Raw genomic sequence first — 24,488 nt, forward strand, 5'->3', positions numbered from 1 at the left:
GCACCGTAGACTGGTGGCATGACGAACTCACGCTGGGCGCGGTTCACGCGCGGGTGGGTCGTCGCCGCATTCTCCGTCTTCGTCGCGGCGCTCTCGCACAGTTTCGCCGGCGGCTCGACGCCGAGCTGGCTCGCGCTCGCGCTGGCCCTGGCATTCGCCTCGATGCTCAGCATTGCGCTCAGCGGTGGCCGTGCCCGCCCGGCATCCGCTCGCAGCACGGGCCGTGCGGCCCTCATCGGCACGGTGTTCTCCGTCGCCGGAAGCCAGGTCATCTTCCACGGTCTCTTCAGCCTGCTCGGCACCCTGCCTGCGCAGGGAACGGTGGTGCAGGCCGCGGCACTTGGCACGCACTCCGGGCACCAGCTCAGCCCCGTCCAGATCGCGACCCAGCTCGCGGCCATCGCGCCGCAGGGCACCGCGCTGCCGAGCGGCACGCACCACGACGCCTGGATGCTCGTCGGCCACACCATCGCCGGCCTGCTCACGATCGCGGCCCTGCTGCACGGCGAGCAGGCGCTGCGCGGCCTCGCCCGCACTGCCGGCCTCGCGCTCCGCGGCCTCGCGGTGCGTTCGATCGTGATCACCCCGATCACGGATGCCGCGCCCCAGCGCCCCGCGAGCACCGTCTGGATCCCGCGCCCGCTCGACGTCGTGCACGCGGCGCTGCGCCACCGCGGCCCGCCGCTCACCGCGGCCGCCTAGCCCACGCAGAGCGTGAGGCCCCGGCCACCTCATCGCGCGCACCCCACGCACATCGCGTCGACCGCGCCCGCACCTTTCTCACCCATTCGCCGATCGTTCACGGCCATCCGGGCGGGTTCAGACCCGCGTCCGGAGCAACGGCCGCATCGGCTGCACACAAGGACTCTCATGACCACTCGATCCACCTCCCCCTCCGCCCGCACGCGCACGCTGGCCGTCGCCGGCCTGGCCGCCGGCGCGCTGCTCGCGATCGGCGCCCCGCTGGCGGCATCCGCGCACGTTACCGTCACACCCAGCGACACGGCAGCAGGCGCGTACACGCTGCTCACCTTCTCTGCCGCGCACGGCTGCGAGGGATCGCCGACCACGAAGATGACGATCGACATTCCCGAGGGCATCATCTCGGTCAGCCCGACGGTGAACCCGAACTGGACGATCGAGAAGATCAGCACCGGTGAGGGCGACGCCGCCCGCGTGTCGCAGGTCGTCTACACGGCCATCACCCCGCTGGAGGACGGCTACCGCGACACCTTCGTGCTCTCGGCCAAGCTGCCGGATGCCGCAGCGGGCGAGACCCTCGAGTTCCCCGTGCTGCAGAGCTGCACCGTCGGCGAGACCAGCTGGAGCGAGACGAGCGTCGCCGGTGAGGACGAGCCGGAGCTGCCGGCACCCTTCATCGTGCTGACTGAGGCGGCCGCAGACGGCGACGGACACGGGCACGCGGCAACCGGCACGGATGACGCGCACGCCGAGAGCGGCGAGGAGACCGCGGTCTCGCCCGAGGCGCCGAGCTCCGACCTGGTCGCTCGCATCCTCGGCGTCGGTGGCCTGATCGTCGGCGCCATCGGCGTCACGCTGGCCGTCGTCACCCGGCGCTCCGCAAAGGCGACCGGCGCGGCCGGCACCGACCAGACGGCCGGCGACAAGGCCGCGAAGTAGGCTGCCGTCATGACGCGAAACCGGTTCTCCTCTGGCCGCGGCCTGCGGCAGCGCGCCGCGTGCGGTGCGGCCATCGCAGCGCTCGTACTCGGCACCGCCGTGTTCGGCGCGGCGGCACCGGCCTCGGCGCACAACCAGGTGCTCGACACGGTTCCGGCCGCCGACGCCGTCGTGACCGAGCAGCCAGGAACGTTCTCGGTGACAACGAGTGACGCCATCCTCGATGCCGAGACCGGCAACGCCATGGTGGTCAGCGGGCCGGCATCCGCCCCGCGCTACTACGGCGAGGGCTGCGGCGTCGTGACCGGGCCCACCCTGTCGCTCGACGCGCAGCTCGGTGAGCCGGGAATCTACACGGTGACGTGGCGGGCCATCTCGGTCGACTCCCACGTGATCTCGGAGTCGTACGAGTTCGAATGGGCCCCGGATGCCGGCGTGCAGCTGGCCGAGGGAACGGTCGAGCCCTCGTGCGCGGCCGCGAGCGGCCAGACGGGTGACGCCCCCGAGTCCGGCTCGGATGCCGGCACGGAGGGTGAGACGGCTCCGGCCGCCGAGCTCAGCAACCTGCTCTGGATCGGCGGCGCCCTCGGCGCCGCACTGATTGCCGTGCTCGTGACGGTGCTCGTGCTGCGCCGACGCCAGTAGCCGGCCAGAACTGCGCACAGAGAAACGGCTCGGGTTCACACCCGAGCCGTTTCTCATGCGGTGCCAGGCCGCACGGGCGGCCGCACGCTCAGCTGCTCGGCAGCAGCACGGCGTCGATCAGGTACACGGTGGCGTTGGCCGTGTGCACGCCGCCGCAGATGACGTTGGCGCCGTTGACCATGAGCTCGTCGCCGCTGCCGGTGACCTCGACGGTTCCCCCCTGCACGGTGGTCTGCGTGCCGACGATGGCGTCGGGCGCGATCTGGCCGGGCACCACGTGGTACGTCAGAATCGAGCTGAGCAGGGCCGGGTCGGTCTTGAGCGTCTCGATGGTGGCGGGGTCGATCGCGGCGAAGGCGTCGTCAACGGGGGCGAAGACGGTGAACTCCGAGCCGTTCAGTGTGTCGACGAGGTTGACGTCGGGGTTCAGCTGCCCGGAGACCGCTGCGACGAGGGTCTTCAGGAGCGGGTTGTTCGAGGCCGCGACGGCGACGGGGTCTGACGACATGCCGACGATCGATCCGGCTCCGGACGGCACGGCGTCGGCGTAGGCCGCGCAGCCGGGGCCGACGAGGTTGGCTGCCGGGTCTGCCGTCATCGCGTCCGGCGTCGCACTGGGCGCCGACTCCTCTGACGAACTCGAGTTCGAGTTGGAGTCGCCGGCGGCGGAGCCCATCGAACAGCCGCTCAGGGCGAGGGCGGCGATGGCGGCGACGCCGAAGGCAGTGAGCGTGGTGCTGGTGAAGTGACGCATGGAAGTTCTCCTTCGATTGATCGGCTGGATGCCGTGGCCCACGCGCTGTGAGGGCTCAAGAGGGCATTCGGCGGCATCCGCGGATCGGATTGGTCGTTTCCGAAACTGGCCTCGGCACCAATCCCGATCGGGCCTGGCACCGAACCCTCTGCAATCGCATCGAGAGGACATCGTGCTCACACTCGCTCTCATCGGCTTCGCCGGAGGCCTGATCACCGGCATCTCGCCGTGCATCCTGCCCGTTCTGCCCGTCATCTTCCTGTCCGGTGGCGTGCAGAGCGCACGCACGCAGCGCTCAGGCGGTGCCGTAGAGCTCGCCCAGGAGCCGTCGCGTTGGCGCCCCTACCTCGTCATCCTCGGCCTCGTCGTCAGCTTCAGCGTCTTCACGCTGATCGGCTCGCTGCTGCTGGCCGTGCTCGGGCTGCCGCAGGACGTGCTGCGCTGGGCCGGGATCGTGGTGCTCGTGCTGATCGGCATCGGCCTGATCGTTCCCCGCTTCGAGGCGATCCTCGAGAAGCCGTTCGCGTGGATCCCGAAGAGGGATGTCGGCACCGAGCGCGGCGGCTTCGTGCTCGGCATCGCCCTCGGCGCCGTCTACGTGCCCTGCGCCGGGCCGGTGCTCGCCGCGATCACGGTGGCTGGATCCACCGGCCGGATCGGCGTCGAGACCATCGTGTTGACGGCGAGCTTCGCCATCGGCGCGGCCCTGCCGCTGCTGATCTTCGCCCTCGCCGGGCGGCGGGTCGCCGAGCGGGTGCGCGGCTTCCGCACGCATCAGCGCGGCATCCGCATCACGGGGGGCATCGTCATGATCGCGCTCGCGGCCGGGCTCGTCGTCAACCTGCCGCAGCTGCTGCAGCGACTCGTCCCCGACTACACGAGCGCGCTGCAGGACCGGTTCGGCAACTCGGAGCAGATCACGGAGGCGCTCGACCTCGGCGGTCTCGTCACCGAGCAGAACAAGGACCTCGACCAGTGCACGAACGGGGCGACCGAGCTGCAGAGCTGTGGGGTCGCACCCGACATCCGGGGCATTCAGGAGTGGTTCAACACGCCGGGCAACGCCCCCATCGCCCTGGACGAGCTGCGCGGCCAGGTCGTGCTCGTCGACTTCTGGGCATACTCCTGCATCAACTGCCAGCGCTCGATTCCGCACGTCGTCGCCTGGGACGCGGCCTACCGCGACGCCGGCCTCACGGTGATCGGGGTGCACGCGCCCGAGTACGCATTCGAGAAGGAGCCACGCAATGTGCGGGCGGGCGCCCAGGCCCTCGGCATCGAATACCCGGTCGCCCTCGACAACAGCCTCGCCACCTGGACCAACTACCGAAACCGCTACTGGCCTGCGCACTACCTGATCGACTCGGACGGCGTCGTGCGCCACATCCGCTTCGGTGAGGGCGGATACTCCGACACGGAGAAACTCATCCGGGAGCTGCTCACGGCGGCCGACCCGACGGTCAGCCTCCCCGCCCCGACGGACGTGGCGGACGCGACACCGCTCTCCGGCGCGACGACGCCGGAGAGCTACCTCGGCACGACGAAGCAGGTGAACTTCGCCGGGGCGGAGAAGTACTCGGCCGCGACGAGCCGCTTCCGGCTGCCGTCGGAGCAGCCGGCCGACAGCTTCGCGCTCGGCGGGCAGTGGACGCTCGGCACCCAGTCGATCGAGGCGGCACCGGGCACAGGCAACGGTGAGATCCGGCTGAACTACACGGCAGCAGAGGTGCGGATGGTGCTGGCAGGCAGCGGCACGGTGACGGTGAACGTCAACGGCGAGCGGTCGAGCATCGAGGTGAGCGGGGTGCCGCGCTCCTACGAGCTGCTGGGCACGGATGCCGTGGCAACCGGAGCGCTCACCGTCACCCTGCCGCCCGGCGTGCAGGCGTTCTCCTTCACCTTCGGCTAGCGGGGCCTGTCAGAAGCCCCGGTTACACTCGACGGGTGACTGATTACGCGGAGCCGGCCTGGGCAGAACCTGTCTGGGACGGCGAGGATTTCCCGCCGCCGCCCGAGGACGACTGGGCTCCGCCGGAGGACCCGTACTTCGCCAGCGCTGCGCCGTTTGACGCCGGGCGTCCCGCCGCGGCCCAGGCCGGCTACGCCGCCCCGCCGCCCGCGCAGGCGCGGCCGGCATCCGCCAAGTTCGCGAGCGCCGCCGAGGCGCTGCACACGGTCTTCGGCTACGACAGCTTCCGCGGTGAGCAGGCCGCCATCATCGACCAGGTCTCGGCAGGCGGCGACGCCGTCGTTCTCATGCCGACCGGTGGCGGCAAGAGCCTCTGCTACCAGATTCCCGCGCTCCTGCGCGAGGGAACCGGCATCGTCGTCTCCCCGCTGATCGCGCTGATGCAGGACCAGGTCGATGCGTTGAACGCCGTCGGCGTGCGCGCCGCCTACCTCAACTCCACCCAGGACCCGGGCACCCGGGCGGCCGTCGAGCGTGCCTACCTGGGCGGCGATCTCGATCTGCTCTACATCGCGCCGGAGCGCCTCGGCACCGAGCAGGCGAAGCAGTTCCTCGCCCGCGGTCACATCGCGCTGTTCGCGATCGACGAGGCGCACTGTGTCTCGCAGTGGGGGCACGACTTTCGGCCCGACTACCTCGCGCTCGGCGAACTGGCGGAACGCTGGCCGGACGTCCCGCGCATCGCGCTCACCGCCACGGCGACCGAGGCGACGCACAAGGAGATCACCTCCAGGCTGCACCTCGAGCGGGCGGAGCACTTCGTCTCCAGCTTCGACAGGCCGAACATCCAGTACCGCATCGTGGAGAAGAACGAGGTGCGCAAACAGCTGCTCGACTTCATCCGCACCGAGCATGCCGGCGACGCCGGAATCGTCTACGCGCTCTCCCGTGCAACCACCGAGAAGACGGCGGCGTTCCTGCAGGCGAACGGCCTGAACGCGCTGCCGTACCACGCAGGCCTCGACGCCGGTGTGCGCGCCCGCACCCAGTCCCGCTTCCTCCGCGAGGACGGCGTGATCGTGGTCGCGACGATCGCATTCGGCATGGGCATCGACAAGCCCGATGTGCGCTTCGTGGCCCACATCGACCTGCCGAAGTCCGTCGAGGGCTACTACCAGGAGACGGGTCGTGCCGGCCGCGACGGCGAGGCCTCGACCGCGTGGCTCGCCTACGGCCTGCAGGACGTGGTGCAGCAGCGCCGCATGATCGACCAGTCGCCAGGTGACATCGCGCACCGCCGCCGCATGTCCGCCCACCTCGACGCCATGCTCGCGCTCTGCGAGACGGTCGAGTGCCGCAGGGTCAACCTGCTCAGCTACTTCGGCCAGCCCAGCCGGCCGTGCGGCAACTGCGACACCTGCCTGGCCCCTCCCGCATCGTGGGACGGCACGGTACCGGCCCAGAAGCTGCTCTCGACGGTCGTCCGGCTGCGCCGCGAGCGCAACCAGAGCTTCGGCGCCGGTCAGATCATCGATATCCTGCGCGGCAAGCAGACGCCGCGCACCACACAGCACCAACACGAGACCCTCGCCACCTGGGGCATCGGCGGTGACCTCGGCGACCAGCAGTGGCGCGGAGTGGTGCGCCAGCTGCTCGCACAGGGCCTCGTCGCGTCCACCGGCGATTACGGCACCCTGGCCATGACGGAGGCCGGCGGCGAGGTGCTCTCCGGTGCCCGCACGGTGTCGTTGCGGCACGAGCCGGAGCGCACGGCCTCCCGCAGCACCCGCTCAAGCAAGCAGACGGCCGCACTCGCCGATCTCAGCCCGGCCGATGTCGAGCTGTTCGAGGCGCTGCGCGCCTGGCGCGGGGCGACGGCGAAGGAACTCGAGGTGCCCGCCTACATCGTGTTCGGCGACGCAACGCTGCGCGCCGTCGCCGCAGCCAAACCTCGCTCGCTCGCCGAGCTCGACGGCATCAGCGGCATCGGCGCGAAGAAGCTCGAGTCCTACGGCGACGCCCTTGTCACCGTGGTCACCGCCTTCGGCTGAGCGGCCGAGCCGGGCGCCTGTTGCCCGTGTCGGTGCCGCACCGTAGCCTCGGTGCATGCACGAGACGATCACACTCCGCCCCTGGGGTCACGGGGATCTCGCGGTTCTGGAGCGCAGCAACACCCAGGAGGCCACACGCTTCCTCGGCGGTCCCGAATCCGCCGAGGCGTTGGCGAATCGGCACGCCCGCTTCCTCCGCCTCTGGCGGGAGGGCGAGGCGCGCATGTTCGCCGTTGAATCCTCGCGTGAGGCCGAAGCGGTCGGCTCGATCGGCTACTGGAAGAAGAGCTGGCAGGGCGAGGACGTCTACGAGACGGGGTGGAGCATCGCGACCCCGTACCAGGGCCGCGGCCTCGCCACTCAGGCGCTGGCCGCCTGTGTCGCGGATGCCGCACGGCACGGTGAGCGCCGCTGGATGCTCGCCTTTCCGCGCATCGACAACGCCGCGTCGAATGCGCTCTGCCGAGCGGCCGGATTCACCCTCCGCGGCGAGGAGGACTTCGAGTACCCGAAGGGCACGCCGATCCGCTCGAATGTGTGGGCTTTCGACCTCGCGCAGACCGCGTCAGTCGAGCTTCTTGCTCATGTTCACCGCGGCGATGCCGTAGCCGAGTGACTCGTAGAGCGCCTGCGCACCGGAGTTGAAACCGAAGACGTTGAGGCCGATCGACGCGGCTCCAAGCGCCCGTGCCTCCGCCTCACCGAGCAGCAGCGCCTGACGCGCGTGGCCCTTCCTCCGATGCGCCTCGTCGATCTCGACGTCCCACACCCACCACTCGGTCGTGCTGTCGTTCTGTGGGCCGATCCAGAGATACCCGACAACCGTGTCGCCGTCCTGCTGTGCGTCCACGACATCGAACACCTGGTGCAACGGCAGAGGAACGCCGTCCGGAAAGTACTGTGCGTTCGAATCCGCCGCACGCTTGGCGGCGAGCTCCGGCGATTCCCCTGCGGCTATGCGCGACAGTCGGTATGCCTCGTTCGAGGAGACGATCCAGCTGGCGAGGCTGTCGGCGGGCATCGGGCGCAACGCGGTTGTCATGTCATCGATGATGCCACGGCGGGCCGGGCCGCGGGTGCTCTGATCTCGACAGGCTCGATCAACGGGCGCAGCACCGGGACCACGTCGGTTGCGCCTGTCGAAACCACCGAGGGGACTCCGCTGGTTGAGCCTGTCGAAACCACCGACGGCACTCCGCTGGTTGAGCCTGTCGAAACCCGCTAGGGCTTGAGGATCTTGATGCGCGTCACCGCGTAGGCGCCGTAGCCGAAGAGGATCGTGATCGCCGAGATGATCATGGCGTACACCGCGACCGAGGCGTAGCCGCTGGCCGGGTCGAGGAACGGGTACGGCACCCAGCCGTCGTTCGCCCCGCGGATCAGGACGACGACGAGCCAGATGACCGGGTAGATCAGCATCACCCAGAGCCGCGCGAACGGCAGCTTGATGCGATCGCCGAAGAGCACCCAGTCGGCGACGGCGTAGATCGGGATCCAGATGTGCAGGATGTCGTTGGACCACGGCACGTTGAACGCGCCATCGAGCCCGGCGTCGGCGAGCAGCGTGTTGTAAACGATGCCGACGATGGCCATGATGACCGTTGCGAGGGCCCGCAGATACGAGAGCCACCTCGGCTGCGCACGCTTGCCGAAGATGAAGATCGCCGACAGGGCGAACGCCGCCGCGGCGATGATGTTGCCCTGGATCGTGAAGTACCCGAAGAAGTTGAACGGATTGATCTCCGTCCCCGACGCGGTGCTCATGAACTGCGCGACGATCGCGACCACGATCGCGGCGGCGGCGATGGAACGGAGGCTGGCAAACAGTATCTTCACGGATCCACTCTCTGGTGTGCGGAGCGCCCGTCGCGCACCCACGAGCTTGAGCGTAGCGAACAGTGTCCACCACGGTGCCAGAGTGCATGCCGTCGGCCGGCCTCTGTTGCTCCGCGGCGCGTCAGCACTACGCTGAGCGCAGCGGGAGCCGCCCGCGCAGAGTGGTTGAGGGAGCAGCGCATGAACAGCACATCCTTGAATCGTCGCCCGGGCGGGGTCACCCTCGTCGCGGTGCTCGCCTGGATCTCGGGCGCCCTCGACATCGTCGGCGGGGTCCTCCTGCTGTTCATGCAGAACGACAAGGATATGCAGGCAGCCTTCGGCGGCTCGGCCGGTCTTCTCACCACGGCGATCGTCGGAATCCTGTTCGGCGTCATCGTCGTGGCTGTGGCGAACGGCCTGCTGCGCGGCCGGAACATCGCCCGCCTGATCGTCACCGTCGTGCAGGTGCTCTCCATCACGGCAGGCATATTCACCTCTATTGCCGCACCGACGCTGATCTCCACCGAGCTCGTCGGAGTGATCATCGCCGTGATCGTGCTGATCCTGCTCTGGACGCGGTCCGCCAGCGCCTACTTCCAGCCGTGACGGCGACCGCTTGAGACGCAGCGTGCTCCGTCTCAAGCGGTCGTTGAACGGCTCAGTCCGATGCGCCCGTTCGTCGCATCCGGGTCACCAGCATCGCGGCACCGAATGCGAGCAACAGGAGCGCCGCGAGCCCGGCGGGGAACGGGTCGCTGCCCGTCTCGGCCAACGCTGCGACGGGTGCCGTTGTGGGCGGAACACTCGGCGTTGCCGCCGCGGTCACGGTGAGCGTGATGGCGGTGGCGGAAGACGGGGCGTTCCTCTCGTCGCCGGCGTAGCGGGCGGTGATCGGGTGGTCGCCCACCGCGAGCGTCGTGGCCGTGAGGGTCGCGATGCCCGCCGCGCTCGCCGCGGTGCCCAGCGAGGTGGCGCCGTCGAAGAACTCGACGTTCCCGGTGGGGCTGTCGCCGGTGACGGTCGCCGTGAGCTCGACAGCCGTGCCGACGGTCACCGAGGCCGCACTGGCCGAGAGAGTCGTGGTGGTGGCAGCGGGAACGAACGCGCCGAGCACGATCGTTCCCGGGCCGGACACATCGAAGCCGAATGACCCAACGGTCGCCGGAGCCGAGGTGCTCTGGAAGAGGAAGTAGGTGGTGTTGACGTTGAGGGCGACGGTGCGCCCGATCCCGTCGTCGGTGCCGAACAGGCAGGAATCCTCAAGGTCGGCGGTGTCCGGGGCGGCCGTGTAAATCGCCAGTGCGCCATCGCCGAGGAGGCCGCCGGTCGGCGTCCACACCCGGTCGACCGGTGCGTAGTCACCCGCGACATCGACGTGGAATGGCTCGACCGTGTAATAGCGAAGATCAGCACCTGGGGCAATGGTGCACTCGGTTGACACGCCGCCGTCGGCGAAATTGCCACCCGTGTACTGCGAATCGCTCGCGTCCAGGGAGTAGTCGATGTACGAGACGGGGTCGGCCGCGTAGGCGGGGGCGGCGATGCCGACGCTCAGAATCGTGGCCAGGGTAAGCGTTGCGATGACGGGTAGGCGCATTTGGCCGAGCATAGCAACGTCAATAGGTGCGCGGCGTTCTGCAATGCCCCCAGTGAGAGGGATGCTTTCTACCCAGTGCCCTCCCCGAGGCGAGCGTGTTCCCGGGGCGCCTCTTGTCGATGACCTCCGGATGGCGCGGGCAGCTCTTGTGGGATTAACACAGTTCTGCGGCATCCGCCCGCCGAGTTCTTTGTAGGCCGTTGACGCAGCATTTCACTGCCATGCCTCCTGCTCGTAGCGTGAAGTCAGACCTGTCACACAGACCTGTTTCACAGCGAAGAATGAGGACCAACGATGGTTGACACCGCTCGCACCATGACCGACGGCACCACCGCAGACGGCGCACCCGCGCCGATCGAAGCGCCGGCAGATTCCAGCGCAGTGCGCGTCGACACCGAGGCACTCGGGCGACAGCTGCTCGGCACCTGGGCCGACGCCCGCCTGGCCTCGCGAAAGCTGGCAGGGCGGCCGGAGATGCAGCGCATCGAGGGTCAGAGCAAGGAAGAGCACCGCGAGCGCGTGTTCGGCCAGCTCAAGCTGCTCGTCGAGAACGGCCAGGTGCTGCGCGCCTTCCCGTCCGCCCAGGGCGGGCAGGACGACCACGGCGGCAACATCGCCGGATTCGAGGAGCTCGTCTCTGCCGACCCGAGCCTGCAGATCAAGTCCGGTGTGCAGTGGGGTCTCTTCGCCGCCGCGATCCTGCACCTCGGCACCGAGTACCACCACGAGGCCTTCCTTCCCGGCGCGATGAACCTCGACGTGCCAGGCGCCTTCGCCATGACCGAGATCGGCCACGGCTCCGACGTCGCGAGCGTTGCGACCACCGCGACGTACGACGAGGCCACGCAGGAGTTCGTCATCAACACCCCGTTCCGCGCGGCCTGGAAGGAGTTCCTCGGCAACGCCGCCGTGCACGGCACGGCCGCAACGGTGTTCGCCCAGCTCATCACCAAGGGCGTCAACCACGGTGTCCACGCGCTCTACGTGCCGATCCGCGATGAGAACGGTGAGTTCCTGCCCGGCGTCGGCGGTGAGGATGACGGCCTCAAGGGCGGTCTGAACGGCATCGACAACGGCCGGCTGCACTTCAGCAACGTCCGCGTCCCGCGGGTCAACCTGCTCAACCGCTACGGCGACGTCGCCGAGGACGGCACGTACACCAGCCCGATCGCCAGCCCCGGCCGCCGCTTCTTCACGATGCTCGGCACGCTCGTGCAGGGCCGAGTCTCCCTCGATGGGGCCGCAACGGCGGCATCCGCCATGGGTCTCGCCATCGCGATCACCTACGGCAGCCAGCGCCGTCAGTTCACCGCGGGCAGCGACACGGACGAAGAGGTGATCCTCGACTATCAGCGCCACCAGCGCCGACTGCTGCCGCTGCTCGCGACCACGTACGCTGCGACCTTCGCGCACGACGAGTTCCTCGTGAAGTTCGACTCCGTCTTCAGCGGCACGGCCGACAGCGACGCCGACCGTGAAGACCTCGAGACGCTGGCGGCCGCGCTCAAGCCGCTGAGCACCTGGCACGCGCTCGACACCCTGCAGGAGGCCCGTGAGGCCTGTGGCGGCGCCGGGTTCATGGCCAGTAACCGGCTCGTGGGGTTGCGCGCGGACCTTGACGTGTTCGTCACCTTCGAGGGCGACAACAACGTGCTGCTGCAGCTCGTGGCCAAGCGGCTGCTCACCGACTACTCGAAGAAGTTCGCCAAGGCCGATCCGGCCGCGCTCGCCCGGCTCGTGGCCTCGCAGGCTGCCGACCGCGCCTACCACGGCAGCGGTCTGCGCAGCCTCGCACAGACCGTCGCCGACTTCGGATCGACGGCGCGCTCCGTCGACCACCTCCGCGACGAGAACTCGCAGCGCGAGCTGCTGACCGACCGGGTCGAGACGATGATCGCCGGGGTGGCCGGTGCCCTCCGCGAGGCCCGCCACATGAGCAAGGCGGACGCCGCCGCCGCATTCAACGCTCAGCAGAACGAGCTGATCGAGGCCGCTCGTGCCCACGGCGAGCTCCTGCAGTGGGAGGCGTTCACGCGCGCGCTCGACAAGTGGGACGAGAGCACCGATCCGGGCACGACCCAGGTTCTGACCTGGCTGCGCGACCTGTTCGGCCTCGGCCTGATCGAGAAGCACGCAGCCTGGTACCTCATCAACGGTCGCCTCTCGCCGCAGCGCGCACAGTCGCTCACGGCCTACATCGACCGCCTGCTCACCCGGATCCGCCCGCACGCCGTCGACCTCGTCAACGCCTTCGGCTACGGCCCCGAGCACCTGCGCGCGCCGATCGCGAGCGGCATCGAGCAGGAGCGCCAGGACGAGGCGCGCGCCTACTACGCCGAGCAGCGGGCGTCCGGCACGGCCCCGCTCGACGAGAAGGTGCTGGCCAAGCAGGCGGCGAAAGCGGCGAAGGCCGCGGCCGCGGCATCCGTACCGAAGAAGCAGGGCAAGCCGAGCTCGAAGCCGGGCCGACCGACCGCAACCGCGGCCGCGAAGTAGGCTGCGGCCATGCGATTCGGGTACAACATCGGTTACTGGCGGCAGGGCCCGCCCGCCGGAGCGCTCGAGGCCGTGCAGGAGGCGGAGCGTCTCGGCTTCGACTCGGTGTGGACCAGCGAGGCCTACGGCTCGGATGCGCTGACCCCGTTGGCCTGGTGGGGCGCGCAGACCGAGCGGCTGAAGCTCGGCACCGCGATCATGCAGATGTCGGCGCGGGCGGCGACGGCGACAGCCATGGCCGCGATCACGATGGACCACCTGAGCAACGGCCGTTTCATCCTCGGCCTCGGCGCCTCGGGCCCGCAGGTCGTCGAGGGCTGGTACGGCCAGCCGTACCCGAAACCGCTGGCGCGCACGCGCGAGTACATCGACATCGTGCGTCAGGTGCTCGAACGCTCAGCCCCGGTCACGAGCGACGGCCCGTTCTACCCGCTGCCGTATCCAGGCGAGGACGGCACAGGGCTCGGCAAGCCGCTCGTGTCGACCGTGCACCCGCTCCGCCGCGAGCTGCCGATCTACCTCGCCGCCGAAGGGCCGAAGAACGTGGCCCTCTCCGCCGAGATCGCCGACGGCTGGCTGCCATTCCTGTTCTCGCCTCGGCAGAACGCGGAGTTCGCGGCCCAGCTGGCCGAGGGTTTCGCGCGCCGGGCCGTCGAGCGCTCGCCGCAGTCCGCCTTCGAGGTGGCCGTGACGGTCCCCGTCGTGCTGAACGACGACGTCGAGAAGGCGGCGGACGCCGTGCGCCCGATGATTGCGCTCTACGTGGGCGGTATGGGCGCCAAGGGTGCCAACTTCCACCGCGACGTCGTCGCGCGACTCGGCTACGAGGCGGAGTGCGACCTGATTCAGGAGCTCTACCTCGGCGGGCGCAAGGAGGAGGCGATCGCCGCGGTTCCGACCCGCCTGGTCGAGGAGATCGCGCTCATCGGGCCAGCAGCCAAGATCCGCGACGAGCTCGCCCGTTGGGAGGAATCGGTCGTCACGACGATCCTCGTGCAGGGCGATGTGCGCACGGTGCGCGCCGTCGCCGACCTCCTCGGCTGATGTCGACAGGCTCAATCAGCGGTCACCCGCTGGTTGAGCCTGTCGAACCCACGCTGGCTTGAGGGAGCAGCCGAGGAACGAGGCCGCCCCCGAAGCCCTGACACATTCGAACCGTTAAGCACTGCTGACGGACCCGAGATTCCCTTGGCCGGGGCTGCCGCCTTTCGCGACGCTACGCGTCGCGCGCGTCAGCCTTTCGCAGCTTTCGCGGCGGCCTTCGCCGCCTTCTTCGCCTCGCGCACGAGGCCGAGTGAATCGGCATCCGTGATGTCGGCGACCGAGCGGTAGGAGCCCTCCTCGCCGTACGGCGCCGACGCCTCGCGCCAACCTGCGGCGTCCAGCCCGCGCTGCTTGCCGAGCAGAGCCAGGAAGATGCGCGCCTTCTGCTCGCCGAAGCCCGGCAGCTGCTTCAGCCGGCGCAGCACCTCCGCGCCGCTCGGGGCGGCGCCGTCGCTGCCTGGACTCGTCCAGATCGCCGCCGCATCGCCACCCCACTCGCGCTCGATGATCGCACAGAGCTCCTGCACCCTGGCCGCCATCGACCCGGGGAAGCGGTGAACGGCCGGGCTCTGCCTGCAGATCTCGACGAAGGCCTCCGGCTCGGTGTGAGCGATCGTCGCGGCATCGAGCGTTCCGAGGCGCTGGCGCAGCTTCTCCGGTCCGGCGAAGGCGGTCTCCATCGTCACCTGCTGGTCGAGCAGCATGCCGAGCAGCAGCGCGAGCGGGCTGTCATCCAGGAGCGCGTCGCTGGCGGCATCCCCGGTCAGATAGATGGTCATGTCACTCGCTTTCGTGGTGGCGGGTCAGAGCTGGGCAGGTCAGAGGAGGCCGAGGGCACGCACCGCGTCGCGCTCGGAGACGAGCTCGGCGACGGAGGCGTCGATGCGGGCGCGGGAGAACTCGTCGATCGACAGGCCCTGCACGATCCGCAGCTGACCGTCGACGGACTCGACCGGGAACGAACTGATGAGACCCTCCGGCACCCCGTAGGAGCCGTCGGACGGCAGCGCAACCGAGGTCCAGCCGGCGTCACCCGGCTGCGACCCGGCCCCGACCCAATCGCGGACGTGGTCGATCGCGGCGGAGGCTGCCGATGCAACGGAGGAGGAGCCGCGTACCTCGATGATCTCGGCGCCGCGCTTGGCGACGCGCGGGATGAACTGCTCGCTGAGCCAGTGCGCCGCGCCGTCCGCGCCGCCGAAGCGCTCGGCGAGCAGAGTGGGCACCGCTCTGCCGTCGAGGGTCGCGTGGGAGACATCGGGGTACTGGGTCGCCGAGTGGTTGCCCCAGATCGTCACATTGCGGATGCCGCCGACCGGCGCGTCCAGGGCGGCGGACAGCTGGCCGAGCGCCCGGTTGTGGTCGAGTCGGGTGAGCGCCGTGAACCGAGCGGCCGGAACATCGGGTGCGTGCGCACTGGCGATGAGCGCGTTCGTGTTGGCCGGATTGCCCACGACAACCACGCGCACATCGTCGGCGGCCCCGGCGTTGATCGCTGCGCCCTGCGGGCCGAAGATGCCGCCGTTGGCCGCGAGCAGATCGGCGCGTTCCATTCCGGGACCGCGGGGGCGGGCGCCGACGAGCATGGCGATGTTCACGCCGTCGAACGCGGCGGTCGCGTCGTCGGTCACGTCGACGCCGTGCAGCAGCGGGAACGCGGCATCCTGCAGTTCGAGTGCCGCGCCCTCCGCGGCCTTGACGCCCTGCGGGATCTCGAGCAGCCGCAGCCGCACGGGAACATCGGCGCCGAGCATCTGCCCGGATGCGATGCGGAAAAGCAGGGCGTAACCGATCTGGCCGCCCGCGCCGGTGATGGTGACGGTGACGGGGTTCTGTGAGTACGCCATAGTTCAGCCTAACCACGCCGGGCCTCACCGGTGCGGGGAAGTCGCACAACATCTACGCTCGATGCATGCGTGAGTTCTATCCGGAGATCCAGCCGTACGAGACCGGCCTGCTCGATGTCGGCGACGGCCAACAGATCTACTGGGAGGTCTCCGGCAATCCAGACGGCAAGCCTGCTGTGTATGTGCACGGCGGGCCGGGTGCAGGCAGTGGCCCGGCACAGCGGAGGGTGTTCGACCCGGAGAAGTACCGCATCGTGCTCTTCGACCAGCGCGGATGCGGGAAGAGCCTGCCGCATGCGAGCGACCCGGATGCCGAGCTCACGGCGAACACGAGCTGGCACCTGGTCGCCGACATGGAGAAGCTGCGCACCCACCTCGGCATCGAGACCTGGCTCGTCTGCGGTGGTTCCTGGGGCAGCGCCCTCGCGCTCGCCTACGCCCAGACCCACCCGGGCAGTGTCAGCGAACTCGTGCTGCGCGGCATCTTCACCCTGCGTCGGACGGAGCTCGACTGGTTCTACCAGGGCGGCGCGAGCGCCCTGTTCCCCGATCTCTGGGAGAGCTTCCTCGAGCCGGTGCCCGTCGAGGAACGCGGCAACATGATCCGCGCGTACAGCCGCCTGCTGAACGACCCTGACCCGGCCGTGCACGGCCCGGCGGCCGTCGCCTGGGCGCTCTGGGAGTCCTCGACGATCACGCTCCTGCCGCAGAAGCACACGATCGACCACTTCACCGAGGAACGCTTCGCGGTCGCCTTCGCCCGCATCGAGAACCACTTCTTCATGAACGGCGGGTGGTGGGAGGACGGGCAGCTCATCCGTGACGCCGTGAAGCTCCGCGACATCCCGGCCGTCATCGTGCAGGGGCGCTACGACGCGTGCACCCCGGCGATGACGGCCTGGGACCTGCACACGGCGTGGCCGGAGGCGGAGTTCCACATGATCCCGGATGCCGGACACGCCTTCGACGAGCCCGGAATCCTCGACGCACTGATCATGGCGACGGACCGCTTCGCGGCGTAGCGTGCAGGCATGACGTTCAACGACAAGGCGGACATCTCCGGAGGCAAGGTCTCCAAGCGCGGCCGCAACACCGGCATCGCCGTCGGCGGCGGTGTCGGCGTGATCGTGCTCTTCGTGCTCTCGCAGTTGTTGGGTGTCGACCTCACCGGCCTGGCTGGCGGCGAGCAGAGCGGCCAATCGCAGAGCGAGGAGGGCGACAGCCTCGAGGCCTGCCAGACCGGTGCGGACGCCAACACGGACGTCGAGTGCAGGATGAAGGGCGCGGCGGCCTCGCTCGAGGCGTACTGGAGCGTGGAGTATCCGCTGCTCGGCGGCAGCTACGTCTCGCCGAACGACATGCAGCTCTTCACCGCGTCGACGCAGACCGGCTGCGGTGCGGCGTCGAGCGCGACCGGCCCGTTCTACTGCCCACCGGAGCAGGCGATCTACCTGGACACGAGCTTCTACGACGAGCTCCGCGGCCGCTTCGGTTCCAGCGGGGGGCCTCTCGCCGAGATGTACGTCGTCGCCCACGAGTGGGGCCACCACATCCAGAACATCGCCGGGATCCTGGAGCAGGCGCAGGACGGCCAGACCGGGCCGGCCTCCAACGGCGTACGTGTCGAGCTACAGGCGGACTGCTTCGCCGGAGCGTGGACGGCCGCGGCATCCACTGTCGAGGACACAGCGGGTGTCGCATTCCTCAAGCCGGTCACGCGAGATCAGATCACCGATGCCCTCAGCGCCGCGGCCGCTGTCGGCGATGACCGCATCCAGCAGGCGGTGTCCGGGCAGGTCAACCCGGAGGGCTGGACACACGGCTCGAGCGAGCAGCGCCAACGCTGGTTCCTGGTCGGATTCGAGAACGGTGCCGAGTACTGCAACACCTTTGCCGTGAGCGCGTCGGAGCTCTAGCCGGCGCTCGCCGAACAGAAGGGAACCCTTGGGTTCGAGCGCGGCCACACTCTATGCTGGGCGGAACTCGACGAGCAAAGGATGACGGCCTATGCCCTGGCTGGTGAGGCGCGACCAGGTACTGCTCAGCCTGCAGGGCGGGCTCGGCAATCAGCTCTTCGAATGGGCGTTCGCCAAAGCCCTCAGCGATGCGGGCAGGGACGTGCTCTTCGACCACGTGCGCTGCCGGGGTGACAGGCCGTTGGCGGTCGGCCCGCTCATCCCGCGCGAGCAGCGCCTCAGCCGTGCGAGCGGGATGGTGCTTGCGCTCGCGCACAAGGCGGGCCTGATCAACGACTCTTCGGCGCTGCGCCTCGTGAGGCAGCGGGTGTCCGGCTTCGACACCTCCGTCGCCGAACGCCTCGGCGGCACAAGCTACCTCCTCGGCTACTTCCAGTCTCCGCACTACTTCGACGGCTCTGCCGACGCGGTCCGCTCGGAGGTCACCGGGCTGCTCCGTTCGATGCTGAGCCCGAGCGGTCTCGAGCTGGCGCGCCGGCTGGAGAACGACGAGCGCAGCGTCGCCATCCACGTGCGACGTGGCGACTACGTGTCCGACCGGGATGCCGCGGTGCGACACGGGGTGCTCGGCGGCGACTACTACGACCGCGCGCTCGCCCACCTCGAGGCTGGCGGGCCGCGCACCAGGGTCTGGTTCGGGGACGATCCGGACTGGATCAGGCAGAACCTGGCCGGCGCCGGTGACCTGATCTGCCCCGCAGACGCGGCCATCGCCGACGGCGGGGAGATCGCGCTGATGGCGGCGTGCGCCTCGCGGGTGATCGCGAACAGCAGTTTCAGTTGGTGGGCCGGTTGGCTCGGCCGACCGAGCACGGCCGAGCATCCCGTGATTGCGCCGCTGATCTGGTTCGCCGACGGCCACAGCGATGCCAGCGACCTCGTGCCGGCCGAGTGGCTGCGCCTCTGATCCTCGTCCGACCGCTCGGGCGCCGTGGCACGACGGAGGGGCCCTGCTGAATGCAGGGCCCCTCGTGTTCTCGGGTCAGTCACCCCCGATGATGTCTACTTGGCGTCGTAGTTCCACATGCGGACGTAGTCGACCTGGTAGTCCAGGTTCTGGGTCCAGTCCTTGTGGGCCGGGTCCGGGATTCCCCAGTACTGTGCCGACGGTCCGACGTGCAGGTTGAGGCGCACGTGCAGCGGGCTGCCGAAGTACTTCTCGTTCCACAGGTTCGGGTGCGTCGCCGGCGTTGCCGTCGCGAGGGTCTTGCCATCGGCGATGATCTTCGCGTACGTCGGGGTCAGCTCGAAGGCGAAGGTGTGGAATCCGTCGTACACCGTGTTGGAACCGCCGAAGTCGGCGTGCGTCCAGTAGTACTTCTCGTTGCCACCGGCAGAGGTCTGGGTGTGGATCGTCGTCGTTGCGCTGCCGATCCGCTGTCCACCGACACCGGCCTTGTCGTTGAAGCCCCACGACTCCATGATGTCGATCTCACCGGAGTCCGAGTTGCGCAGCCAGAAGGCGGCGAGGGCACCGTAGGTCTGCGGTCCGGTCGGAACCTTGGCGCGGATCTCCCAGCGACCGTAGCGCTGCTCGTAGGACATGTTGCCCGGCTTCTGGGCACGCTGGTCGATGTATCCGGTCTTGTGCCAGAGTTCCTTCGGGCCGGCCTGGCCGTCGGGGCGGATCACCGGGGTGTCGAGCCAGTCGGCCTTGAGGTGCAGGATGCCGCTGGAGTCAACGGTCACCTGGTCGCGGCTGGGCACCGCTGCGTCGGGCAGCAGGCCGAGGTCGCTGCGGTCACGCACGTTCCACTTGCTCGGGTCGACGGCGGGCTTGCCCGTGGTCGGGCTGACGAAGTTGAACTCGTCGCGCCAGGTCGGGGCACCCCAGCCGTCGACTGCGCCAGTGCCGCCCTCGGGGGCGACGGGAGGCGTGGTGGTCGGCGGGGTGACGGGAGGCGTCGTGGTCGGCGGGGTGACGGGAGGCGCAATCGTCGAGGACTCCGCCATCGTGAGCTTCGCGTCGAAGCTCTGGTTGGTGGTTGCACGCCAGTTGGACTGGACCTGCACCGAGATCAGGTTCTCGCCCTGCTTCAGCGCGGAAGCCGGAACCGTTGCGGTGAACGTCGCGGCGCGAGCGGCAGCGGACAGCGGCGCCTTGGTGGCGTAGCTGGAGTCGGTGATCGTGCCGGTCGGCATGTTCTTGCGGGTGACTTCCGTGCCGTTGACGTAGACGACGATGCCGTCATCCGCCCACGTGGTCAGGGTCATGCCCGCTGCGGGAACGCTGCTGAGCGAGAAGGTCTTCTGGAAGTAGCTCGCGAGCGGCTTCTTCGCGAAGTCGTTCGGAAGCTTCGTTCCGAGCGTGCCCGGGTTGGTGCCGAAGCCGAGAGGTGCGGCACCCGTCTTCCAGGCCGCCTTCGCGGTCTTCCAGTTGCTCGCGGGGGCGGTGGTTGCGCGGTAGTAGGACCAGCTCTTGTCGCCGAAACCGACAACGGTGGTCACCTGCTCCGCAGCGGTGCGAACGCTGGTCGTGGATGGGGCCGCGCTTGCCGGCGCGGCGGGGATGAGGATCGCCGCCGAGAGGGCGGCGACCACCAATGAGGAAAGAACAGTTGTTTTACGCACTAAGAAAGAATGCCTAACGAATACTTGAATGGGGGACAATGCCCTTATAACAAAACGCCCCCAAAACAGGGGGTTGGCAGGACTCGTCAACGGTATACGGCATATTCTGGCAAAACCCTGAATCGTACTCAGTTCTGACATCTGGTGACATGATGGCTGCAAGGAAGGCGGAGTTTCGCTACTCAGGGATCACTGAAGTGAACTGGAGGCTCGATGGCCGAGGTATTCTCGCTCGAAGATCTGGCGCGCAGCATCACCCGTCAGTGGCGTCTTCTGATCGTCATCATCGTGGTGGCGCTCGCCGCAGGCTTCGCTGCAAACGAGTTCTGGCCCGAGCGGTACGAGTCGACCGCCGTGATCACAGTCGAGCCCATCTCCGTCTCCACAACCGGGCAGGCCAGCGAGCCGGCCAACATGGACACGGAACGCGTCGTGGCATCGTCGACGGAGGTGTTGACCCTCGCCGCGAAGGAACTGAATGGTCCGACCGTGGCCGAGCTCAGGGACGGCCTCGTCGTGTTGGTCCCGAAGGGCGCTGAGGTGCTCTCGTTCAGCTTCACCGCCGACACCGCGGACGGGGCAGCCGCCGCCGCGAATGCCATCGCCTCCGCCTACCAGGAGAACCGGGTGACGACGGCGAAGCGGGTCGTCGAAGAGGCCTCGGCAGGCCTCACGGCCGGCATTGCCGAGATCACCGCCGAGGCGGCCGCCCTGCCGGCTGACAGCCCGGCGCGGGCGACGCTGGAGACGCAGATCCAGGCGCTGCAGGAGCGCCAGGCGATCCTGCGCTCGGCATCATTCAACGCCGGCTCGATCGTGAGCCCGGCGATCTCCCCGTCTGAGTCGACCAAGCCGTCGATGCCGATCCTGCTTGCCGCGTCACTCTTCGTCGGAATCTTCGTCGGCTGCTTCGTGGCGATGATCAGGGCACGTGTGCATCGGAGTCGTTCAGAGGAGGATGCCGGCGAGGCCAAGGCGGGCGCCAGGCGTCAGCGCCCGGCGAAGATCGGCACGGGCACGGAGAATGCCGCCTGATTCGTCGCGCGAGTCGTCGACGGAGTCGGGATTCAGTCGGTCACGGGGCTGAGCGCCGCGACGGGCTCGCCCCAGATCTGCTCGACGAGCTGCACGGTGCCGCGGATGTGGCCGGCCGTTGACGCGCCGAAGACGATCGCCGGGTCGGCCGGCAGCGAGTGCAGCCACTCCAGCGCCTCGCGTGGCGGAATGGCGCCAGAGGCGTAGACCGACATCGCGATCGGCCGGAATCGGCGCTCTGTAAGCGCCAGTTCGTAGGCGTCGAGGCCGCCGGACACCCGGAAACCGAGCTTGTTGATGTTGGAGCAGACGATCGGGTTCTCCTCGCCGACGCGGTCGAGCGCGTCGAGCAGCATGGGCAGGTTCATCGTGATGAATCCGGGTTCCGCGTTATAGCGGGAGCGCACGTGGGCGCTGAAGATGGAAAAGGCCTCATCGAAGCCGAGCCCGAGCAGCAGGTCGACGACCACGTTCTGCAGGAAGATCACGGGCGTCGAGAGCCCGGCGAACATCTTCATCTCCGCGTCGACCAGGAGGGTGACGATGCCCTCGATGTCCTTGGACGCCAGCGCCTTGCCGCCCCGCAGCGCCGCGTTCATGAAGCCGTCATCCGGCATGAACTGGCGCAGGGCCCCCAGCATCCCCTGCTCGGTCACGGCGTTCGCGTACTTGTGCGCGTACGGCATGCACGGGTAGAAGGTGAAGCCCTCGTAACGTTCGGGGTGTGAGCGCACGTGGTCGCACACCTCGGCGATGCGCTCGTGTGTCGTGCACATGAAGGTGCGGATGCCGGCCGCGTACGCGACGTCGAGCACCTCGATGATCGCCTCGACCGCGTGGAACTGGATGGCCTGCGCGCGCGCCTTCTCCTCGGACATGTGGTTCACGCCGAAGAACTGGTTGTCGCCGAAGAGCAGTCGATCCATCTCCGCACCCCTTTCGTGCCTCGCTCAGCGCGCGGCGGTCTTCGTGCTTCGTCCGCCGAACAGTGATTTGCGTGGTTTCGTTGTCGGTGGCGCCGTCGTGGTGGCGCGGACCGGGTTCTCCTCGGCCGATGCCGAGACGAGCACCATTTCGATCATCCGGTCCGTGGCGGCCGCACTCGCGAAGTCGTTCTGCGCCGCGCCGCGGGCCTCGGGGCGGGCGAGCACCGCGCGCACGAAATGGTCGATCTGGGCGCTGTACTCCTCGCCGCGGAGGTAGAACCACACGGGCGGGGTGAGTGTCGTCGTGTAGCGGGAGTTCCAGCCGTGATGGTACCCGGGTGGCGGTTCAGCCGTGTCGCGCAGGTAGACCTGGCACTCCTGGCGATCGACGACGATCTTCCCGGCTGAGCCCCAGATGGAGAGCTTGGTCGTCATCTTCCGCTGCGACTCATCCGACCAGTCGACGGAGAGCTGGGCGCTGATGGAATCCGCGAAACGGAGGGTGCTGTACACCTGGTCGTCGGTCTCGGCCGAGAAGACCTGGCTGATCACGGTGCCGCCCGCCGAGACGGCCTCGCCGAAATACCAACTGAGCAGGTCGAGCGGGTGAGCCGCGTAGTCGTAGAGGCAGCCGCCGCCCGACACCCGCTTGCTCCGCCAGGTTCCGCCCTTCGGCTTCAACACCACCGGCCCATAGGACTCGGCCAGTGCGTGGCTGACTGTTCCGATCGCGCCGGCGTCGAGCAGGCGCTTGACCTCCTGAAAGGCCCCGACGAAACGGTTGTGGTAACCGACCTGGGTGACGAGTCCCTTCTTCGCCGCGACGGCGGCGAGCTCGGCCGACTCTTCGGCGGAGAGGGTCAACGGCTTCTCGCAGAACACGTGCAACCCGCGGCCGAGTGCTTCGCGGATGAGCTGGACATGGGAGGCCGACGGAGTCGCGATGATGACGGCATCCGGCTTCACGGTGTCGAGCATCGTCGTGAAATCGGTGAAGGTCGTAAGGCCCGTGTACTTCGAGAGCACGTCGAGCACGTAGCCGATGGAGTCGCAGACACCGACCACCTCGACATCGGGATGAGCGCGCACCATGGCGAGATGGGACAGGCCCATTTTGCCGATTCCGACCATTGCAACTGTGACCATGACACTCCCGAGGACTCTTCGGAAATAGCGCTGTGCTGCTGCGTTTGTTCATGCTAGCGGAAGCATGTGCCGCGACGGTAGGCTCGGTCTGCCCTCAGATTTTGGGAGGAAATAGTGACTGCACCCGCCGTCAGCGCTGTCGTTCCAACGCATAACCGCCCGGACATGATGCGCCGAGCGGTGCAGAGCATCCTCGACCAGGGCTACCAGGGGCATGTCGAAGTGATCGTCGTTTTCGACGCCTGTGAGCCGGTGCTGCCCGACGTCGTCGTACCGGGCAACCGGGAGCTGAAGGCACTCGTGAATGACCGCAGCCGGGGCCTCGCCGGCGGGCGCAACACCGGTATCCTCGCCGCGGAACACGACTATGTCGCGTTCCTGGACGACGACGACTACTGGATGCCGGACAAGCTGGAACGCCAGATGGCGAAGTTCCACGAGCATCCAGACTCGCTCCTCGTCGGTACGGCGATGATCGTCGACGACGGCGAGCGCACGCACGAGCGGCTCGTGCCGTCGGAATCGATCAGCCACCGCGAGTTCCTGCACGACCGCCTGGCCGGGTTGCACTCGAGCAGCTTCGTCTTCCGGCGGGCGGCGCTCCTCGGCCCCATCGGCCTGATCGACGAAGACCTCCCGCGCAGCTACGGTGAGGACTACGACATCCTGTTGCGCACCTCAGCGATCACCGATGTCGTCGTCGTGAACGAGGCGCTCGTCTCGGTCACCTGGCAGGGACAGTCCTATTTCTTCGGTCAGTGGGCCGCGTACGCGGAGGCGCTGCAGTACTTGCTCGAGAAACATCCGGACTTCGCCAGCAGCGGGCCGGCGATCGGCCGGATCGAATCACAGATCGCATTCGCGCTCGCCGCGAGCGGCCAACGGAGTGAGGGCGCGCGCTGGGCGCGGCGGGCGATCGCGCATTCCGGGCGCCAGACGAAGGCCTACCTCGCCCTGGCCATTGCCATGCGTCTCACCACGGCGAACGCCGTCGCGCGCACCGCCGCACGATTCGGCAAGGGGATCTAGAAC

Annotated in this window: 23 protein-coding genes; 14 read left to right on the forward strand and 9 right to left on the reverse strand. The window is 68.6% G+C overall.

The annotated features are described in order from the left end of the window. Nucleotides 1-18: 18 nt before the first annotated feature. The 3 genes from EV379_RS01240 (at nt 19) to EV379_RS01250 (ending at nt 2,286) form a co-directional block, all read left to right on the forward strand. Nucleotides 19-702: a hypothetical protein gene (locus EV379_RS01240; RefSeq protein ID WP_130504553.1), complete on the forward strand. Its 684-nt coding sequence runs from the start codon at nt 19-21 to the stop codon at nt 700-702. 168 nt (nt 703-870) lie between these two features. Further along, on the forward strand, nt 871-1,641 hold the full coding sequence (locus tag EV379_RS01245) for a YcnI family copper-binding membrane protein (protein WP_130504554.1): 771 nt from the start codon (nt 871-873) through the stop codon (nt 1,639-1,641). 9 nt (nt 1,642-1,650) lie between these two features. Then, nucleotides 1,651-2,286: a copper resistance CopC family protein gene (locus EV379_RS01250; RefSeq protein WP_130504555.1), complete on the forward strand. Its 636-nt coding sequence runs from the start codon at nt 1,651-1,653 to the stop codon at nt 2,284-2,286. Between the two features lie 88 nt (nt 2,287-2,374). On the opposite strand, the gene EV379_RS01255 is transcribed toward EV379_RS01250, so the two are convergent. After that, a complete protein-coding gene (locus EV379_RS01255; protein ID WP_130504556.1) occupies nt 2,375-3,040 on the reverse strand; it encodes a fasciclin domain-containing protein in 666 nt (221 codons plus the stop codon). 172 nt (nt 3,041-3,212) lie between these two features. On the opposite strand from EV379_RS01255, the gene EV379_RS01260 reads away from it, so the two are divergent. Genes EV379_RS01260 through EV379_RS01270 form a run of 3 tightly spaced genes read left to right on the forward strand, consistent with a single transcriptional unit; the run spans nt 3,213 to nt 7,616 of the window. Continuing rightward, on the forward strand, nt 3,213-4,949 hold the full coding sequence (locus tag EV379_RS01260; protein WP_242616180.1) for a cytochrome c biogenesis protein DipZ: 1,737 nt from the start codon (nt 3,213-3,215) through the stop codon (nt 4,947-4,949). A 35-nt stretch (nt 4,950-4,984) separates the two neighbouring features. Continuing rightward, a complete protein-coding gene (gene recQ, locus EV379_RS01265) occupies nt 4,985-7,000 on the forward strand; it encodes a DNA helicase RecQ (RefSeq protein WP_130504557.1) in 2,016 nt (671 codons plus the stop codon). Nucleotides 7,001-7,055: 55 nt separating this feature from the next. Further along, complete coding sequence (locus tag EV379_RS01270; RefSeq protein WP_130504558.1) at nt 7,056-7,616, forward strand: GNAT family N-acetyltransferase; 561 nt, start codon at nt 7,056-7,058, stop codon at nt 7,614-7,616. Here the strand turns inward: EV379_RS01270 and EV379_RS01275 are convergent. Both EV379_RS01275 and EV379_RS01280 read right to left on the reverse strand, forming a co-directional pair. Continuing rightward, nucleotides 7,566-8,042 (reverse strand): GNAT family N-acetyltransferase, encoded by a 477-nt coding sequence (locus EV379_RS01275; RefSeq protein WP_130504559.1) that lies wholly within the window; start codon nt 8,040-8,042, stop codon nt 7,566-7,568. The genes EV379_RS01270 and EV379_RS01275 overlap by 51 nt on opposite strands. Nucleotides 8,043-8,221: 179 nt before the next feature. Beyond that, a complete protein-coding gene (locus tag EV379_RS01280) occupies nt 8,222-8,836 on the reverse strand; it encodes a Pr6Pr family membrane protein (RefSeq protein ID WP_130504560.1) in 615 nt (204 codons plus the stop codon). Between the two features lie 180 nt (nt 8,837-9,016). Between EV379_RS01280 and EV379_RS01285 the strand changes: the two genes are divergently transcribed. Further along, nucleotides 9,017-9,424, forward strand: coding sequence for a DUF7144 family membrane protein (locus tag EV379_RS01285; RefSeq protein WP_130504561.1), 408 nt, complete (start codon nt 9,017-9,019; stop codon nt 9,422-9,424). A gap of 52 nt (nt 9,425-9,476) precedes the next feature. Here EV379_RS01285 and EV379_RS01290 read toward each other — a convergent pair whose 3' ends face one another. Then, nucleotides 9,477-10,415: an Ig-like domain-containing protein gene (locus tag EV379_RS01290; protein ID WP_165397252.1), complete on the reverse strand. Its 939-nt coding sequence runs from the start codon at nt 10,413-10,415 to the stop codon at nt 9,477-9,479. A 294-nt stretch (nt 10,416-10,709) separates the two neighbouring features. Here EV379_RS01290 and EV379_RS01295 point away from each other — a divergent pair, with 294 nt between their 5' ends. Next, entirely contained in the window at nt 10,710-12,911 is a 2,202-nt protein-coding gene (locus tag EV379_RS01295; RefSeq protein ID WP_130504563.1) for an acyl-CoA dehydrogenase family protein, read from the forward strand. A gap of 9 nt (nt 12,912-12,920) precedes the next feature. Then, the gene (locus tag EV379_RS01300; RefSeq protein ID WP_130504564.1) at nt 12,921-13,955 is read left to right on the forward strand and encodes an LLM class F420-dependent oxidoreductase; all 1,035 of its coding nucleotides are present in this window, start codon (nt 12,921-12,923) and stop codon (nt 13,953-13,955) included. A gap of 188 nt (nt 13,956-14,143) precedes the next feature. On the opposite strand, the gene EV379_RS01305 is transcribed toward EV379_RS01300, so the two are convergent. Next, complete coding sequence (locus EV379_RS01305) at nt 14,144-14,734, reverse strand: HhH-GPD-type base excision DNA repair protein (RefSeq protein WP_130504565.1); 591 nt, start codon at nt 14,732-14,734, stop codon at nt 14,144-14,146. Nucleotides 14,735-14,773: 39 nt separating this feature from the next. Further along, nucleotides 14,774-15,802 (reverse strand): malate dehydrogenase, encoded by a 1,029-nt coding sequence (locus EV379_RS01310; RefSeq protein ID WP_130504566.1) that lies wholly within the window; start codon nt 15,800-15,802, stop codon nt 14,774-14,776. Nucleotides 15,803-15,867: 65 nt separating this feature from the next. Here EV379_RS01310 and pip point away from each other — a divergent pair, with 65 nt between their 5' ends. From pip to EV379_RS01325, 3 genes are all read left to right on the forward strand, one after another. Then, on the forward strand, nt 15,868-16,824 hold the full coding sequence (pip, locus tag EV379_RS01315; protein ID WP_130504567.1) for a prolyl aminopeptidase: 957 nt from the start codon (nt 15,868-15,870) through the stop codon (nt 16,822-16,824). A gap of 9 nt (nt 16,825-16,833) precedes the next feature. Next, on the forward strand, nt 16,834-17,718 hold the full coding sequence (gene ypfJ / locus EV379_RS01320) for a KPN_02809 family neutral zinc metallopeptidase (protein ID WP_130504568.1): 885 nt from the start codon (nt 16,834-16,836) through the stop codon (nt 17,716-17,718). 91 nt (nt 17,719-17,809) lie between these two features. Continuing rightward, nucleotides 17,810-18,685: an alpha-1,2-fucosyltransferase gene (locus tag EV379_RS01325; protein WP_130504569.1), complete on the forward strand. Its 876-nt coding sequence runs from the start codon at nt 17,810-17,812 to the stop codon at nt 18,683-18,685. A 95-nt stretch (nt 18,686-18,780) separates the two neighbouring features. On the opposite strand, the gene EV379_RS01330 is transcribed toward EV379_RS01325, so the two are convergent. Continuing rightward, complete coding sequence (locus EV379_RS01330) at nt 18,781-20,349, reverse strand: glycoside hydrolase family 16 protein (protein WP_130504570.1); 1,569 nt, start codon at nt 20,347-20,349, stop codon at nt 18,781-18,783. Between the two features lie 213 nt (nt 20,350-20,562). Here EV379_RS01330 and EV379_RS01335 point away from each other — a divergent pair, with 213 nt between their 5' ends. Further along, complete coding sequence (locus EV379_RS01335) at nt 20,563-21,384, forward strand: Wzz/FepE/Etk N-terminal domain-containing protein (protein WP_130504571.1); 822 nt, start codon at nt 20,563-20,565, stop codon at nt 21,382-21,384. 32 nt (nt 21,385-21,416) lie between these two features. Here EV379_RS01335 and EV379_RS01340 read toward each other — a convergent pair whose 3' ends face one another. Then, a complete protein-coding gene (locus EV379_RS01340) occupies nt 21,417-22,310 on the reverse strand; it encodes a hypothetical protein (protein WP_130504572.1) in 894 nt (297 codons plus the stop codon). A gap of 24 nt (nt 22,311-22,334) precedes the next feature. Then, the gene (locus tag EV379_RS01345; protein ID WP_130504573.1) at nt 22,335-23,456 is read right to left on the reverse strand and encodes a Gfo/Idh/MocA family protein; all 1,122 of its coding nucleotides are present in this window, start codon (nt 23,454-23,456) and stop codon (nt 22,335-22,337) included. A gap of 114 nt (nt 23,457-23,570) precedes the next feature. Here EV379_RS01345 and EV379_RS01350 point away from each other — a divergent pair, with 114 nt between their 5' ends. Then, nucleotides 23,571-24,485, forward strand: a complete 915-nt coding sequence (locus tag EV379_RS01350; RefSeq protein WP_165397253.1) for a glycosyltransferase family 2 protein — start codon at nt 23,571-23,573, stop codon at nt 24,483-24,485. Nucleotides 24,486-24,488 lie beyond the last annotated feature (3 nt).

The organism is Microterricola gilva (assembly GCF_004217495.1).
In the GTDB taxonomy this organism is placed as follows: domain Bacteria; phylum Actinomycetota; class Actinomycetes; order Actinomycetales; family Microbacteriaceae; genus Microterricola; species Microterricola gilva.